This window comes from Clostridium sp. Marseille-Q7071, assembly GCF_965112025.1.
In genome coordinates, this window is sequence record NZ_CBCOPR010000001.1 from 2,171,134 (window position 1) to 2,186,910 (window position 15,777).

Consider the following 15,777-nt stretch of genomic DNA (forward strand, 5'->3'; position numbering starts at 1 on the left):
ATATTAAGGCGCATTGAAGAGGCTGTTATTTCTTAAATACAAATTCTAAAAATAAGCCTATCATTATTATTGCACATAAAAATGTACAACCTATAAATTATTTAAATCATTAATACTACAAAATTAATTATAAATGAATAAGCATGAGCATTAAAAAATTAAGAAGGTGATATTATTGAATAGTGAAGTTAATATAGACGAAATAATAAATAAAGCTGTAAAAGAAGCTATAAGAGAATATGATAAAGAAAAAATGGTTGAAAGAAAAGATAAAAGATTTCATAATACTAGATTATTATTAAAACACTATAATGATTTAAAAAATCATATTAAGAACGCCATAGATGATATTAATCAAATAAGAGATGAGAGTGATTATCTTGATATATTAGATGACGTAGATGAACTATATATACTTAGTATAAAAAGAAGTAAAACAAAAACTTTAATAATGCTATCTCATATTGATATGGCTCTAGAAATGCTTAAGAATAAGCAAGAAAAATTATGCTCCTTAGAAAAGTATTTAGCTTTAGAAAAATATTATAAAGATGAAAAGAGTTATGAAGATGTAGCAGAAGAATTGAATTGTAGTGTAATAACAGCTAAAAGATGGGTAAAGGAGATGACTAATGAATTAAGTATATTTCTATTTGGAATAGAGGGTATCAAATTTGATATGATACAATAGTGATATTTTCTTGATATTTTAAAGATATTAGCAACGTGATAATATGATAGTATAGAAAATTATGTTTAAGAGCACCTACTTATGTAGGTGCTTTTTTAGTAGGTGTAAAAATATAAATGTTACTATATTAGAAATGGTAAAAATAACATCACTAAAAAGCTTATGTATTGTAGATAGAAAATAGTATAAAATTCAATATGATACAATAGTGATATTTTCTTGATATTTTAAAGATATCAATAACATGATAATATGATAGTATAGAAAATTATGTTTAAGAGCATCTACTTATGTAGGTGCTTTCTTAGCACTTATAAAAATATAAGTGTTAATTGAAATAATCCATATAGATATCATATTAGAGGTGGTAGAAATGATATGACTGAAAAGTTTATATATTGTAGCTGGATAATAGTATAGAATCCGATGTGATACAATAGTGATATTTTCTTGATATTTTAAAGATATTAGCAACATGATAATATGATATTATGAAAAAATATATTAAGGCATCTTCAAAAAATAATATGCCAGTATATTAGTTTATTATTTTCCTTTACATGTCTTAAGAGCACCTACTTATGTAGGTGCTTTCTTAGCACTTATAAAAATATAAGTGTTATTTGAAATATCATATTAGAGATGGTAGAAATGATATGACTGAAAAGTTTATATATTGTATATGGAGAATAATATCAAATTTGATATGATACAATAGTGATATTTTCTTGATATTTTAAAGATATTAGTAACATGATAATATGATAGTATGGAAAAATATATTAAGGCATCTTCAAAAAATAATATGCCAGTATATTATTTTATTATTTTCCTTTACATGTCTTAAGAGCATCTACTTATGTAGGTGCCTTTTTAACACTTATAAAAATATAAGTGCTATTTGGAATAATCCATATAAATGTCGTATTGGAGGTGATGAAAATGACATGACAGAAAAGTTTATATATTGTAGATGGAGAATAGTATAGAATTCAACATGATACAATAATGATATTTTCTTGATATTTTAAAGATATTAGCAGCATGATAATATGATAGTATGGAAAATTATATTAAGTATCTACTTATATAAGTGTTACTTGAAGTAATTAATATAAATATCATATTGGAGGTGATAAAAATGACATGACTAAAAAGTATTAAAGAGTTCACATATTACTGAAGTAAATCAAATAAAACTAAAAAGCTTTCAGGTATGCCCTTAGAATGTGATTCTAAGGATTTTTTATTGGAATTTTTACTTGAAAATATAAAGTAAATAATAAAGACCATATAACTAAAGAAAAATTAAGCTTTACTCAAATATATCTACCAAATATGTAAAATATCAGTATATTATACCCATCAAGAATTGATATTAAGTAAAGAGGAGAAATCATAATGGCTAGACTTGCAAACTTGGATTGTAGTCATTTTAAGAAGCTATCTAAGAGATTTCAAAAAGCTCTTGATGAAAGAGTAATTGAAAGATGGATAAAGGAATTTTTACTTGAAATGGCACTTAGAGCTAAAGAAAAGATTAAGGATAGAACTCCAGTAGATGCTTATCCTAACAAGACTAAAGGAGAGTTAAAGGAAAACTGGAAAATAGGAAATGTAGCTAAACATGGCAATAGTTATATAGTAGAGATATTTAATGATTTAGAATATGCTTCTCGTGTGGAGTATGGATATGTAACTGAAGATGGTAAAGCATGGGTAGAAGGAAAGTTTATGGCAACTATTTCTATGGAAGAAATAGAAAAAGAGCTGCCTAAGTTTCTAGAGCAAAAACAAGTTCAATTATTAAAACAAATACTTTATGGTAGATCTTAAGGGAGGTGATAATATATCAACTATAAATGATTTAAGAGTAGGAGTTAACCAAAAGCTGAATAAAGTGTTTCCTAACATAAATATATATGATGAAGAAGTAAAGCAGGGTTTTGAAGGACCTTGTTTTTTTATTAAAGTTTTAAAATCAGGACAAAGTAAAGAACTTAATATTAGGTATAAAAAAAGTATATATTTTGACGTGAGTTATTTTACTGATAAAGAGGAGATTAATTTAGATTGCTTAGAGGTTGCTAATAAACTCTATGAAGTTCTTGAATATGTGCCTATAGATAAAGATTTATATAGAGCTAGTAATATGGAACATGAAATTATAGATGGAGTCTTGCACTTTTTTTTGCAATTTAATTATAAAGTAATGAGGGAAGTAGAAGAAGTGACTAAAATGAAAGTGTTAAATAAGGAGGTCGAATTGAAAAATGACTAAAAAAGAAATTGAACAAATTAAATTTAATAAAGAGCAAATTGTTAATTCTAATAAATTTACACAAATAGAAAGAGATATTTTAAAGGCTTTACTTGATGATAAGGAGTACTCATTAGAGGAAGCTAAAAATATTATAGATGAATTTAAAAAGAGAGAGGTGAAATAGATGGCTGGAGGAACATGGACATCACAAAATAAAATAAGACCAGGAGCATATATAAACTTTAAATCTAAAAAGAATGTAATAACATCAATAGGAGAAAGAGGAATTGCAACATTACCTTTAACTCTGCCTTGGGGACCTGAAAAAGAAATTATTACTATACATGCTGATGATGATTTATCAAAAGTATTGGGAATCAATATATCAGATAATAGTGCTTTATTAATTAGAGAAGTATTTAAGAGAGCTAAGACACTTTTGCTATATAGACTTAATGAGGGTAGTAAAGCTACTGCAACATTAGAAGGATTAACTATAAATGCTAAGTATAGTGGTATAAAGGGAAATAACATTACTGTAATAATTCAAAATGATATAGATGACGCAAGTAAATTCGAGGTTATAACTACTTTTGAAGGTAACAAAGTTGATAAACAATTAGTCAAAACTATAGATGATTTGAAACCAAATGTTTATGTTGAGTTCAAAGGAACTGGAGAGTTAAAAACTACATCAGGACTACCATTAAAAGGCGGTGAGGATGGAACTGTTACTAATGAAAATTATACTGATTATTTATCAGCCATTGAAGCACATGAGTTCCATACTATAGGAATACCAACCAAGGAATCTGATATAAAAGCTGTAGCTACTGATTTTATAAAGAGACTAAAAGAAGATGGCAGACAAGTACAATTAGTTCTAGAAAATTATGCTGAAGCTGATAGCGAAAATGTTATTAGTGTTAAAAATGGAGTTATCTTAGGGGATGGAACCAAAATAACATCTGATAAGGCAGTTGCATTTGTTACTGGAGCTACAGCAGGAGCAAATGTAAATCAATCTAACACATATCTTCAATATGAGGGTGCTATTGATGTAGATATTAAATATACAAATAAGGAAATAGTAGATGCTTTAAATAATGGGGAAATAGTGTTTACTATTAATAATAGAAAAGTAGTCATAGAACAAGATATTAATACTCTTAAAACATTTACTGAAGATAAAGATAAAGACTATAGAAAAAATAGATTGATAAGAACTTTATATGAAATAAATAATGGAATTAAATTATTATGGGAAACTAATTACATTGGTAAAATTGCTAATAGCGTAGATGGTAGAATTCTTTTTAAAAAGGATGTAATTAAATTTTTAGAGCAGCTTCAAGAGATAGATGCCCTTGAAAATGTTGTTCCAGAAGATATTGAAATTGAAAAAGGAAAAGACAAAGACTCTGTGTTAGTAAAGGTTGAAGTACAACCAATAGATAGTATGGAAAAATTATACATGAATGTGGAGGTATGTTAGATGGGATCTTTAAAGCTTAGTGATACTATTAGTGGTGCTGAGGCACGAGCATATATAACTGTAAATGGTAGAAATGAAGAATTATTTTATGCAAAGAAGTTAGAATCAAAAGTTGAAAAACAAAAAACAGAAGGGAAAACCTTAGGGAATAGGGCTACTCAAAATAGGGCGACAGGTTGGAAAGGTACAGGTACACTTACTGTGTATTATGCAACTTCTCTTTTTAGAGAGTTAATGCTTAGCTATATAAAAGAAGGTAGAGATGTTTACTTTGATATTACTGTAACCAATGAGGATCCAACAAGTAGCTTAGGAGGACAAACAGTAGTATTAAAAAACTGTAATCTTGATGAGGTAAGCATGGCTGCTTTTGATGTAGAAAGTGAAGTTTTAGAAGAAGATATGGCATTTACTTTCGAAGATGTAGATATATTAAATAAATTTAATAAACCAACATTAGGATAATTAGGAGGAAATATAATGAATAAATTTGAAGACTTTTTAATGGATTCCTTTGAAGAAGTGGAAGAAATAGAAAGAGAAATAACTATAGGCGGAAAAAAAAGAAAAATGAGGTTCAAACCTATAGCATCAACTATAGGTGATGAAATAAGAAAAAAATGCAGAAAAGTTAGTTTTGTAAAAGGTCAAAAAGTAATAGAAACAGATAATGATAAATATTTAGCTAAACTTATAATAGAAACTACAACCTATCCAGATTTAAAAAATTCAGAACTTCAATCAGCATGGCAAGTTATGGGTGATGAAGAATTGCTTAAAGCTATGAAAAGTAAGATGAGTGATGGAGAATACTCAGAATGGTCAAGTGTAGTAAGTGAAGTAAATGGATACGATAGAAGCATGCAGGAACTAGTTGAAGAAGCAAAAAACTAATAAATGGGGGGGATGCTGAGGCTAATTATGCACATTATGCCCTCCATAAACTTAAAATTCTTCCAAGCACATTTAAAAATATACCTAGGAATGAAAAAGCTTTTATATATGCTAGTATAGATATTTATGTAGAAAGTGAAAAAAGATCTTTAAATAAAGCTAAGAAAAAATAGAGTTAAATAATATTATAGTTCTATAAAAACAAATTTTTTGAGTTAAAAGCACTCTTTAGTAGGGGTGCTTTTATTATCTCTAAAGGGAGGTGATATTATGGCAACAGTATCAACTAGCTTAAAAATGTTTGATGAAATGACAAAACCACTTCAACAAATTACTCAAGCTTTAAATTTAACTATTTCGGCTATGGATAGTTTATCAAGCTCATCTGGCAGAGATATAGGAATTACTAATACTTTAAATGCGGCTAGAGGAAGTGCCAATAGAGCTTCAGCGGCATTGCAGCAATTAGCGATTTCTCAAAATAGAGCGACAAATGAACAGGAGAAGTTAAACGATTCTACTGATAAAAGTCCAAATTTTATAGAAAAATTACAGGATAAAATTAAATCCTTTAAAGAAGAGAATTTTACTATTGAAAAAGCTTTTGATTCGACAATAGGTGGCGCTGCAAGATTAGAACAACAAATTAATACTGTTTCTAGTGCTCTAGGTAACAAAGGTGCAGGAAAACAATTCTTTAAAGGACTAACTGATCATGCTAATCAAAGTGCTTATAGTTTAGAAGAATTTACAGGAATAAGCATGGATTTTATGAAAGTAACTAAAGACACAGATAAACTTATGAATTTAAATAAGAGTGCTGAAAAGTTATCTCTTGTTGATCCAACCCAAGGGTTGGAAGGCTCCGCATCTGCAATTAAAGAAGCACTAGCTGGTGACTATGGAGCTTTAATGGACAATTTTGCCTTTGAGGGTGCAGATCAAGAATTTCTTGAGAGTAGTTCAGGTATAGATGATTTTATAAATAAATTTGATGAAATATTAAATGCAAAGGGAGCTACAGAGCAAGCATTAGAAGAAGTTAATAACTCAGCAATAGCACAATTAGACAATTTAAAATCAAATATACAAACCTCTTTTGCAGAAGCTGGCTATGGTGCTTTGGAGATTTTAAAACCTATTTTAAGTACTCTTAATGAAGGGTTTCAACAAGGCCGATTTCAACCTTTCTTCGATGTCATATCTAACGGATTGCTTATCATATCTACCATAGCCAAAGGAGTAGCAGATGTTTTTGGCTGGATAGGTGAAGTAGTTTCAAATAATTGGGAGTTTATTGGACCTTTAGTATGGGGAATAGTGGCAGCATTAATTGCTTATAATATAGCAATGGGAATTGCTTGGCTTGCAACAATAAAAACTACAATAGCTAAAGGGATACATGCTATTGCATCTGGTATAGAAACATTTGCAATTGTTGCTTTGATAATTGCACAGGACGGATTAAATGCAGCTTTAGCAGCATGTCCTATTACATGGATTATCATAGCAATAATTATGTTAATTGCAGTATTTTACGCGGTAGTAGGAGCAATTAATCATTTTGCTGGTACATCATTAAGTGCAACAGGTATGATTGCAGGAGCTTTTATGACAGTACTTGCTTTTATAGGTAACTTATTTGTAGGGGTTATAAATTTTGTAATTCAAATGGGAGTTGTACTTTGGAATAATATATTAACCTTTGCTGAATTTTTTGCCAATATATTTAACGACCCAATAGGTTCAATTGTAAGGCTATTTGGAGGAATGGCAGATTCAATTTTAGGAATTTTAGAAGGTATAGCATCAGCTATAGATGCTGTTTTTGGATCTAATCTTGCTGAGGCAGTCAATGGTTGGAGAGGTGGACTTAAAGGACTAGTTAAGGATTTAGTAGGTGAGGCCGAAATTAAGTTTGATAGAAAAGATGCTAATGCTCTTAAATTGGACAGATTTGAATACGGGGAAGCATTTGATTTAGGTGATAAGTTTGGAAGAAATATTGAGGATAAATTTGATATAGGAAATTTGTTTGGTAGTATGGAAAAAGTTCCTTATGGTCCACCAGAACCACCAACAAATATTATGGACAACTTGAACAACAATAAAGTTGGTAACCTTGAAGGTGTAGGAGGATTAGGAAGCTCAGGAAATTTAGGAGATTTAGGTAAAGGTATTACAGGAGCTAATGATCATCTTAAAAATATCGACGATAAAATGGATGTAAGTAATGAGCATGTAGAAATGCTTAGAGATTTAGCAGAACAGGAGAGCGTACAAAATTTTGTTACACTAACTCCTACAGTGCAGGTTACAACTGGAGATATTAAAGAAGAGGCAGATATTAATACAATAATCTCTAGAATAGAAACTTACATGGAAAATGAGCTAGTTAATAGTGCAGAGGGGGTATATGCTTAATGTACAAAATGTATCTAGGAATAAATGACGGTGAAGAAGGATTTATTCTTCCAGTACTCCCAGAAAAAATAGAGATAAATGAAGATGGGGACAATGAAACTTTTAATGTTATTAACTTAGGAGAAGTTAATACAATAAATAAACCTAAGTTAAGTGAGATAAGTTTTGAAAGTTATTTTCCATTAAATAGAGGACCCTATGTAAGCTCGGAGGAATTATTTTCTCCGAGCTTTTATATTAGTAAAATTAGAGAGTGGAGAGATAAGAAACAAAAAATAAGATTTATATTTACTGGTGGGAGTCCTTTAGAGCTGAATGACTTATTTATTATAGAAGGTTTTAAACTAAGTGAAAAAGGTGGAGAAGTTGGAGATATATATTACTCTATAGAACTCAAGAGATATAAGCCTTATGCAGCTAAAAAAGTAGTTATAGTAACTAAACAAAATATTAAAAATAAAACTGCAGCTGTAAAAGCTAAACCACCAAGGCCAGTAGAAAAATCAAAGCAAAAAACACATACTGTTGTCAGTGGAGACACATTGTGGCACATTGCTAAAAGGTATCTTGGTGATGGTGCTAGATATCCAGAAATAGCAAAATTAAATAATATTAAAAACCCTAATTTAATATATCCAGGTCAAGTTTTTAAAATTCCATAGGTGGTGGTTAAGTGCAAATTGAATTACTTTTAGATAATAAAAATGGCAATGTATTTGATATATCTGAACTTATTACAGAAGTCACTTGGAAAACTAAAAGAAAAGGTAATCCTTCTAGTTTAGAATTTAAATTTATAAAGGACAAATCTATATCTATAAATAACGGTGATGTAGTAAGTTTTAAGGTAGATAATAACAAAGTTTTCTATGGTTACGTATTTGAGAATGGTGGCAGTAAAGATATTGAAGTAAAAGTAACAGCCTTTGATCAGATAAGATACCTACTATTCAATGATAGTTATTTTTTTACTAATAAAAAAGCCAGCCAAATAATAAGCCAAATAGCAAATGATATTGGATTAAAGGTAGGGACTATAGAAGACACAAAGTATGTAATTCCATCTATTTTAGAGAGTGATAAAAAGCTTCTAGATATAATATATAGTTCTTTAGAAAAGACTTTAGTGAATACAAAGCAAACTTATACCTTTTATGATGATTTTGGAGCTCTTTGTTTAAAAAATATAAATAATATGAGGGAAAGAACTGTTATTTCTGATGATAGCAATTTAGGTGATTATGATTGGAAAAATAGTATAGAATCTGATACCTATAATAGAGTGAAAATAGTTAGAGAAGATAAAGAAGATAAGAAAAAAGATGCGTTTATTGTACAGGATAGTAAGAATATAGCTAAATGGGGAAGACTTCAATATTATAAAAAAGTAGATGAAAAAATGAATAATGCACAAATACAAGAAATGGTTAATAATACATTAAAACTTAAGAATAGAGAGTCTAAAACATTAAAATTAAAAGATATTTTAAGCATTGATATTAAGGACGATTTAAAGTTAAGGGCAGGGGCTGGTGTCTATGTGGATATAAAAGAAAAGGGAATTAAACAATACTATTTAATAGAAGAAGCCACACATAAGTTTGAAAAAGGTAATTTAGTTATGGATTTTGATTTAAAGGTGGTGTAGATAATTGGGAATGATAAATATTATAAAAAAAGCCGGAATAGATGCAGTAGGTGCAAGTAATCCAGTTAATATAATTTTTGGTGAGGTACTAAATATAGAGGATTTTAAAATAAAGATAGACCAAAAACTTATACTACCAAAGGAATTTTTTATTATCCCTGAAAGTTTAACTAAGTATGAAATAGATTTGTCCCATAATCATAATTATACTAATGGTTCAACTTCTAATGCTTTAAATAAAGTTGTTATAAGAGAAGGGCTTAAACAAGGTGATAAAGTCTTATTGTTAAGAGTGCAAGGTGGACAACAATACATTATATTAGATAAGGTGGTGTAACAATTGAGTATATTACCACAAGGAGCAGTTATATCTGATGATCTAGAATTAGAAGAAATAATTGAACCTAGTAAAACATACAGAATAGATTTTGAAAAAGGAAGAACTATAGGTTTTTGTGATGGAGCTGAAGCGTTAAAGCAAGCGATATATTTAATATTAAATACAGAAAGATATGAATACTTGATATATTCTTGGAACTATGGAAGTGAGCTTAATGAACTTATAGGGGAGCAAAAGGATATAGCAGAAAGTGAGTTTAAAAGACGAATAACTGAAGCACTATTACAAGATGATAGGATTAACAATATTGATAATTTTATATTTAAATATGATAAAGACTGTGTTCAAGTTGAGTTCACAGTTTTTTCTATTTACGGAGAATTTACTGAAAGTGTGGTGAGATAGTTGTTTGAAGCATATACAGAGGAAACAATTTTAAATAGGATGTTAGAAAGAGTACAAGGAGATTTAGACAAAAGAGAAGGTTCTATTATATACAATGCTTTAGCTCCAGCAGCAATGGAAGTTGCAAGAATGTATTCTGATATGGATAGATTTTTAGAATATACTTTTGCCAGTCCCAATATGCCAGATGAGTTTTTGGATTTAAGGGTAGCAGAAGAAGGACTTAAAAGAGGGGCTGCAACTTATGCAATTAAAAAAGGATACTTCTATGACCAAGATAATAATTTAATAGATATTCCTATAGGTAGTAGATTTTCTATAGATGATTTTAATTTTATAACTGTAGAGAAGATATCCACAGGAACATATAAAATGAGGTGCGAGTCTATAGGTATAGAAGGCAATTTCATAGCAGGACAATTAATACCTATAGATTATATAGAGGGCTTATCTACTGCTAGTTTAGGAGAAATTATTATCCCAGGACAAGAAATAGAAGACAACGAAAGTCTTTTTAATAGGTACATTGAGCATCTAAATGAAAAACCATTTGGCGGTAACATAGCAGATTACAAAATTAACACTAGAGCTATAGAGGGAGTTGGAGCTGTAAAGATATTTCCTATATGGAATGGTGGAGGGACTGTAAAAATTGTATTTTTAGATAGTAGCTACAACGTTCCTACTAAAGAATTAATTGATTTAGTGCAAACTACTTTAGATCCTATTCCTAACAATGGGAAAGGTTTAGGTATAGCTCCAGTTGGACATGTAGTAACGGTTAAGGGAGCTGAAGATATAGAAATAACTATAGAGACTAAAATTGTGTTAAGACGGGATGTTACCATAGGCCAAGTTCAGGAGGATATAGATAAAGCTATTAAAGATTATCTCTTAAGTCTTAGAAAACAATGGTCTGAGGAAGAAAATACAATAGTTAGAATAAGCCAAATTGAAGCTAGAATTTTAAATGTAGAAGGTGTGGCAGATATACACACAACTAAAGTAAATGGAAAAGAAGAAAATTTAACTCTAGGATTAGATGAAGTTCCTATATTGAAAGAGGTGGTATTAAATGAATAAGTTAATAGAATTTCTACCACCAGAGATTGCAAATATAGAAGAATTTAAAGAAATAATGGAAACAGAAGATAAAGAGTTTGAATTATTAGAAAAAGGACAACAAAGAATTTTAAATGAAAATTTTATAGATACTGCAACAGAGTATGGCATCAAGAAATATGAAACCTTATTTAAAATAAGGGTAGATGACTTGAATGAAGGCTTAGACTTTAGAAAGTTAAGGATTAAAAATAGAAAATTGGACAAAGTTCCATTTAGCTATAGATTCTTAGACAATAAGCTGAAAAATTTATTTGGAGAAGACAACTATAAATTAGAATTATTAAACAATGAATATATTTTAAAAGTAGAAATAAATACTTTTGATTGGAATACGTTTAATGAAATAATAGATAACTTTAGATATATAATTCCATGCAATATGGTATTAAATTCAACATTAGTACAAAAGATTAAATCACCTATTTATTATGCAAGTTGTGTTACTGCAGGAGAAGAAATAACTTTATATCCATATAGCGCTAAAACTTTAGAAACTAAAGCAAAACTTAATATTGCATTATCTAATAATTCAGATGTGGAAGAAATAACAATACATCCAAGAAGGGAGGCAATATAATGGCAGAACAATTTTATAGTATATTAACGTCTATAGGAAAAGCTAAAATAGCTAATGCCAGTGTTTTTGGTACCAAACTGAACTTAACAACTTTAGCATTAGGAGACGGAAATGGCAAGTATTATAATCCTACAGAAAGCCAAGAAGCACTAGTTAATGAAGTTTGGAGAGGAAACGTAGGAGCTATAGCCACAGATAGTGAAAATTCGAATTGGATAGTTATAGAGACAATGATAGCTGGTAATGTAGGAGGATTCTTTATAAGAGAGGTTGGTGTGCTTGATGATGAGGGCAGCTTAATAGCTATAGGAAAATACCCAGAAACCTATAAACCAATTGTAAGTGATGGAGCAACTAAAGATTTAATAATAAGAATGATATTAGAAGTAAGTAATGCTTCAAGTGTAACTTTAAAGATAGACCCAACTAGCGTAATTGCAACTAAAAAAGATATTGAAATACTAGATAATAAAATTAAAAACATCAAAATACCAGTAACTAAAGTAAATAATAAACTAGGTGATGTCACACTTAAGGCAGAAGACATAAAAGCCAACAATGATAAAACAATAGAAGAAAGCTTAGAAGAAGTTACGTCCTTAATGGCTGATATGGCGTATAAAGTGGCAGGTGGAACAGCTACAGCAATAATACTGAATACTCCAACATTAGTAGATGGCTATTCTAAAACCTTTATAGTTTTCTTAAATAACAATGGAACTTCTACAACTATAAATGGCAAACCTTTATATAAACCCAATACCACTACATCCCCTAATTTAATAGCAGGAAAAGCGGCAACAGTTTGGTACAGCTCCACAAACAATTGTTTTTTTATCAAGGCTAGTGCAGAAGGAAATGCTGACGTTGCAAATGTACTAGCAGGAAAAACATTTAGCAACGATAATGATACTGGAATAGTCGGTACTATGCCTAATAGAGGAAGCCTTTCACAAACTTTAACAACTCAAGGTGGACAATATAATTTACCAAACGGATATTATAGTGGTGGGTATGTAAAAGCTCAGTTTCCTAATTTAATATCTTCCAATATTAAAAATGGTATTAATATTGGTGGAGTCGTTGGAAGTTATGGACTGGTTGCAGGAACTGGGAACTGGTTTTCTAGTGTACTGAAAAAAGCAAGCATAAATGATTATGAACTGATAAATGACCAAGCTTACTACAGACATAGAATTAAACTAGGGTTTAGTGGAAGCGTAAGGTTTATATTTGAAATAGAAGGCTACATTACTAATGAGTTTAAATCACTACAAGTTTGGGTGACAATAAAAAGAAACGGTATCTTTTATGACAGGAAAGGCACAACTGTCTATAGAGGACCTTCAGATAGGGCTACGTCAAGCACTGTATACATGGATGTAAATGTAACAGGAAATGATGAAGATACTTATCTTTTAGAAGTGGAGCCCGTAGGTGACAGGTTAGGAACAGTTAATTTTAGCATAGGAGTTAATTTACCAATTATTACAAAAGTATAAGTTTATAGGGAGGAATTATAAAAATGAAAAAATTTTATTATTATGCAAAATTAAATGACAACAATGTATGTATGGAAATTCAATCAAAGGTAGATAGAATACCAAATAATACAGATGGATATATAGAATTACAAGAATATAATGAAACAGTAAGATATAGAAAGTAGCTGGGTAATCAATGGAGTCAAGAAACTTATGAGCCAGCGGCGGATACTGTTTTATAAGACAGAATTAAAGAATTAGAAAAAGGACTACAGTTAAGTTAATAAAGAAAATGGAAGATTAAAAATTAAGGTAATAGAATTAGAAGTTACTATATTAAAATTAACTTCTATTATTTCAGTATTGCAAGGAAGCAATTAAGAAATAACTTTTACAGTTGATAGCTACCTAGTTAAATTTTATGTAAGAAAGATTAATGTAGGAATAATAATAAAGGAAGAAGTGCCAAGTTTATTTAATTTAAAAGAAGGAGTAAATAAATTCTTATCACAATAGATAATATTTGTGGCATAACTTAAATCTTAGAAAATAACAGTATATCTAGAGAGGAGGCAATATAATGGCAGAACAATTTTATAGCATATTAACATCTATAGGAAAAGCGAAAATAGCTAATGCAAATACTCTTGGAAATAAATTAAATTTAACAACCTTAGTACTAGGTGATGGAAATGGAAAGTACTATAATCCCACAGAAAATCAAGAAGCTATAGTTAATGAAGTTTGGAAAGGAAATGTGAGTTCGATAACCACAGATAGTAAGAATCCAAACTGGATAGTTATAGAAACAATAATTGCTGGTAATGTAGGAGGATTTTTTATAAGAGAGGTAGGGATATTTGACGATGAAGGCAGTTTAATTGCTATAGGAAAATACCCAGAAACCTATAAACCAGTTATAAGTGATGGATCAACTAAAGATTTAATAATAAGAATGATATTAGAAGTAAGTAATTCTGCAAATGTAACATTAAAGGTAGATCCAGCTATTATAATGGCAACTAAAAAGGATGTAGAAGTATTAGAAAATAAAATTAAAGATTTAAAAGGAGTCTATGCTGAAGATTTACTTGATGAAACAATTATAATTGAGGGAGAAATGCATCCTTTGATAAAAGATGAATTTGAGAAAGTTGAAACAAAGATAAATGAGAGTAAAGAAAGCTTACAAGAAGTTACGTCACAAATGGCTGAGTTTGCGAAGAAAACTGAGTTAAATGCAACTACAATTGGAAGTAGTGGAGCTAAAAGCATAGGGGTAAGCAGCATAAGTGGACTTACAGGCAATGATGTTCAAACTTGCTTACAAAACCTTTTTCAATTTGCCGATAATGGTAAGAAGAATATATCTACTGTTATCGGCTTCCCATTAAGTAATACAGATAGTTTCGATAGCATGAAGAGTAAAATACAAACCATGAAAAATACTTTTGCAAGTAATTTAACCGCAAAAGGACAAAGTAGTAGTGGAAGTGATACTTTAAATAATTTAATTAATAAGATACCTAGTATTAATACAGGGAAGAAATGGGCTACTGGTACTGCTACTATGGGTGTGAATGTCATTAATGTTACAGGTCTACAATTTCGACCAACAGTAATTGTGACTTTTCTTGATACCTTGTCAAGTAATCGTTATGGGGGTATTTATGTGGCAGAAAATATTTATGGAAATACCACAACAATGAATATAACCTTCAATGTATGGCAGAAAGACTTCACTTCGAACACATTTAATGTTTCTACTAATGGATTCTCTTTTCAAACGATATTTAGTTTTACAGGAGATGCACTAAGATGGATTGCTTTTGAATAGTATGGAGGATTAAAATGCAAATAGGAAAAAGAATTATATATGATAAAAATACAGGTAAGATTTTAAATTATTGCCTAGAAGAGATGGCAGGAGATTTACAAGAAGGACTAAGACCAAAAGAAATTGATTTTATAGATTTACCTTATGACTATAATGATAATAATTTTAAAGAAGCAATAAATTATTATATAGATACGACAAAAGATAAAAATATAGCTGAATTAAAAGACTTAATAATTATTACAGAATATATTCCTAAAAGAGAAGAAACAGAAGAAGAAAGACTTAGAAGAGAAAAAGAGGAATTGGAGAATCAATTGTTGTTAAAAGAGAATGAAACTGTAGGAGGTATTTTATAGTGATAAATAATGTAGTAGTAAGGATTTTAGCTGAAAGAATAATTAATAAGGGTATAAACCCATTAAAGAAGAGAGAGTTTCTATTAGATGATGTTACAAATAAAGATTATAGAAAAGCAGTAGAGGATTATATAATAGTAAACAGTGGAGTAGTTGCAGAATAGATAATTTTTGCGACATAATTAAATACATTTTAAAGGTAAGATATTAGGGCATATAGCCTTTTTATTTTGCC

Annotated in this window: 19 protein-coding genes; all 19 read left to right on the top strand. The window is 29.6% G+C overall.

Annotation, left to right across the window (positions count from 1 at the left end):
• Positions 1-175 precede the first annotated feature (175 nt).
• Positions 176-691, top strand: a complete 516-nt coding sequence (locus tag ACWPW7_RS10125) for a helix-turn-helix domain-containing protein (RefSeq protein ID WP_454053413.1) — start codon at positions 176-178, stop codon at positions 689-691.
• A 1,401-nt stretch (positions 692-2,092) separates the two neighbouring features.
• On the top strand, positions 2,093-2,527 hold the full coding sequence (locus ACWPW7_RS10130) for an HK97 gp10 family phage protein (protein WP_454053414.1): 435 nt from the start codon (positions 2,093-2,095) through the stop codon (positions 2,525-2,527).
• Positions 2,514-2,972: a phage tail terminator family protein gene (locus ACWPW7_RS10135; RefSeq protein WP_454053415.1), complete on the top strand. Its 459-nt coding sequence runs from the start codon at positions 2,514-2,516 to the stop codon at positions 2,970-2,972. The genes ACWPW7_RS10130 and ACWPW7_RS10135 overlap by 14 nt, the downstream gene beginning before the upstream one ends.
• The gene (locus ACWPW7_RS10140; protein ID WP_291568752.1) at positions 2,965-3,138 is read left to right on the top strand and encodes a hypothetical protein; all 174 of its coding nucleotides are present in this window, start codon (positions 2,965-2,967) and stop codon (positions 3,136-3,138) included. The genes ACWPW7_RS10135 and ACWPW7_RS10140 overlap by 8 nt, the downstream gene beginning before the upstream one ends.
• On the top strand, positions 3,139-4,449 hold the full coding sequence (locus tag ACWPW7_RS10145) for a phage tail sheath family protein (RefSeq protein WP_454053416.1): 1,311 nt from the start codon (positions 3,139-3,141) through the stop codon (positions 4,447-4,449).
• Positions 4,450-4,914 (top strand): phage tail tube protein, encoded by a 465-nt coding sequence (locus tag ACWPW7_RS10150; protein ID WP_039631259.1) that lies wholly within the window; start codon positions 4,450-4,452, stop codon positions 4,912-4,914. It begins immediately after the preceding gene.
• A 15-nt stretch (positions 4,915-4,929) separates the two neighbouring features.
• A complete protein-coding gene (locus ACWPW7_RS10155; RefSeq protein ID WP_454053417.1) occupies positions 4,930-5,343 on the top strand; it encodes a phage tail assembly chaperone in 414 nt (137 codons plus the stop codon).
• Between the two features lie 270 nt (positions 5,344-5,613).
• Positions 5,614-7,767: a hypothetical protein gene (locus ACWPW7_RS10160; RefSeq protein WP_454053418.1), complete on the top strand. Its 2,154-nt coding sequence runs from the start codon at positions 5,614-5,616 to the stop codon at positions 7,765-7,767.
• Complete coding sequence (locus ACWPW7_RS10165) at positions 7,767-8,429, top strand: LysM peptidoglycan-binding domain-containing protein (RefSeq protein ID WP_454053419.1); 663 nt, start codon at positions 7,767-7,769, stop codon at positions 8,427-8,429. The genes ACWPW7_RS10160 and ACWPW7_RS10165 overlap by 1 nt, the downstream gene beginning before the upstream one ends.
• An 11-nt stretch (positions 8,430-8,440) precedes the next feature.
• Entirely contained in the window at positions 8,441-9,415 is a 975-nt protein-coding gene (locus ACWPW7_RS10170; RefSeq protein ID WP_454053420.1) for an XkdQ/YqbQ family protein, read from the top strand.
• Between the two features lie 4 nt (positions 9,416-9,419).
• Positions 9,420-9,752 carry a DUF2577 domain-containing protein gene (locus ACWPW7_RS10175; protein ID WP_454053421.1) on the top strand — a complete coding sequence of 111 codons (333 nt, stop codon included), beginning with the start codon at positions 9,420-9,422 and terminating at the stop codon, positions 9,750-9,752.
• Positions 9,753-9,755: 3 nt separating this feature from the next.
• Positions 9,756-10,160, top strand: coding sequence for a DUF2634 domain-containing protein (locus ACWPW7_RS10180; protein ID WP_454053422.1), 405 nt, complete (start codon positions 9,756-9,758; stop codon positions 10,158-10,160).
• Positions 10,161-11,243, top strand: a complete 1,083-nt coding sequence (locus ACWPW7_RS10185; RefSeq protein ID WP_454053423.1) for a baseplate J/gp47 family protein — start codon at positions 10,161-10,163, stop codon at positions 11,241-11,243.
• The gene (locus tag ACWPW7_RS10190) at positions 11,236-11,862 is read left to right on the top strand and encodes a putative phage tail protein (protein ID WP_454053424.1); all 627 of its coding nucleotides are present in this window, start codon (positions 11,236-11,238) and stop codon (positions 11,860-11,862) included. The genes ACWPW7_RS10185 and ACWPW7_RS10190 overlap by 8 nt, the downstream gene beginning before the upstream one ends.
• Positions 11,862-13,364: a phage tail protein gene (locus ACWPW7_RS10195; protein ID WP_454053425.1), complete on the top strand. Its 1,503-nt coding sequence runs from the start codon at positions 11,862-11,864 to the stop codon at positions 13,362-13,364. The genes ACWPW7_RS10190 and ACWPW7_RS10195 overlap by 1 nt, the downstream gene beginning before the upstream one ends.
• A gap of 23 nt (positions 13,365-13,387) precedes the next feature.
• Positions 13,388-13,531: a hypothetical protein gene (locus ACWPW7_RS10200; RefSeq protein WP_454053426.1), complete on the top strand. Its 144-nt coding sequence runs from the start codon at positions 13,388-13,390 to the stop codon at positions 13,529-13,531.
• Positions 13,532-13,926: 395 nt separating this feature from the next.
• Positions 13,927-15,183 (top strand): phage tail protein, encoded by a 1,257-nt coding sequence (locus ACWPW7_RS10205; RefSeq protein WP_454053427.1) that lies wholly within the window; start codon positions 13,927-13,929, stop codon positions 15,181-15,183.
• Between the two features lie 14 nt (positions 15,184-15,197).
• A complete protein-coding gene (locus tag ACWPW7_RS10210; RefSeq protein ID WP_454053428.1) occupies positions 15,198-15,542 on the top strand; it encodes a hypothetical protein in 345 nt (114 codons plus the stop codon).
• The gene (locus tag ACWPW7_RS10215) at positions 15,542-15,706 is read left to right on the top strand and encodes a hypothetical protein (RefSeq protein WP_454053429.1); all 165 of its coding nucleotides are present in this window, start codon (positions 15,542-15,544) and stop codon (positions 15,704-15,706) included. Before ACWPW7_RS10210 ends, ACWPW7_RS10215 begins: the two co-directional genes overlap by 1 nt.
• Positions 15,707-15,777: the final 71 nt, after the last annotated feature.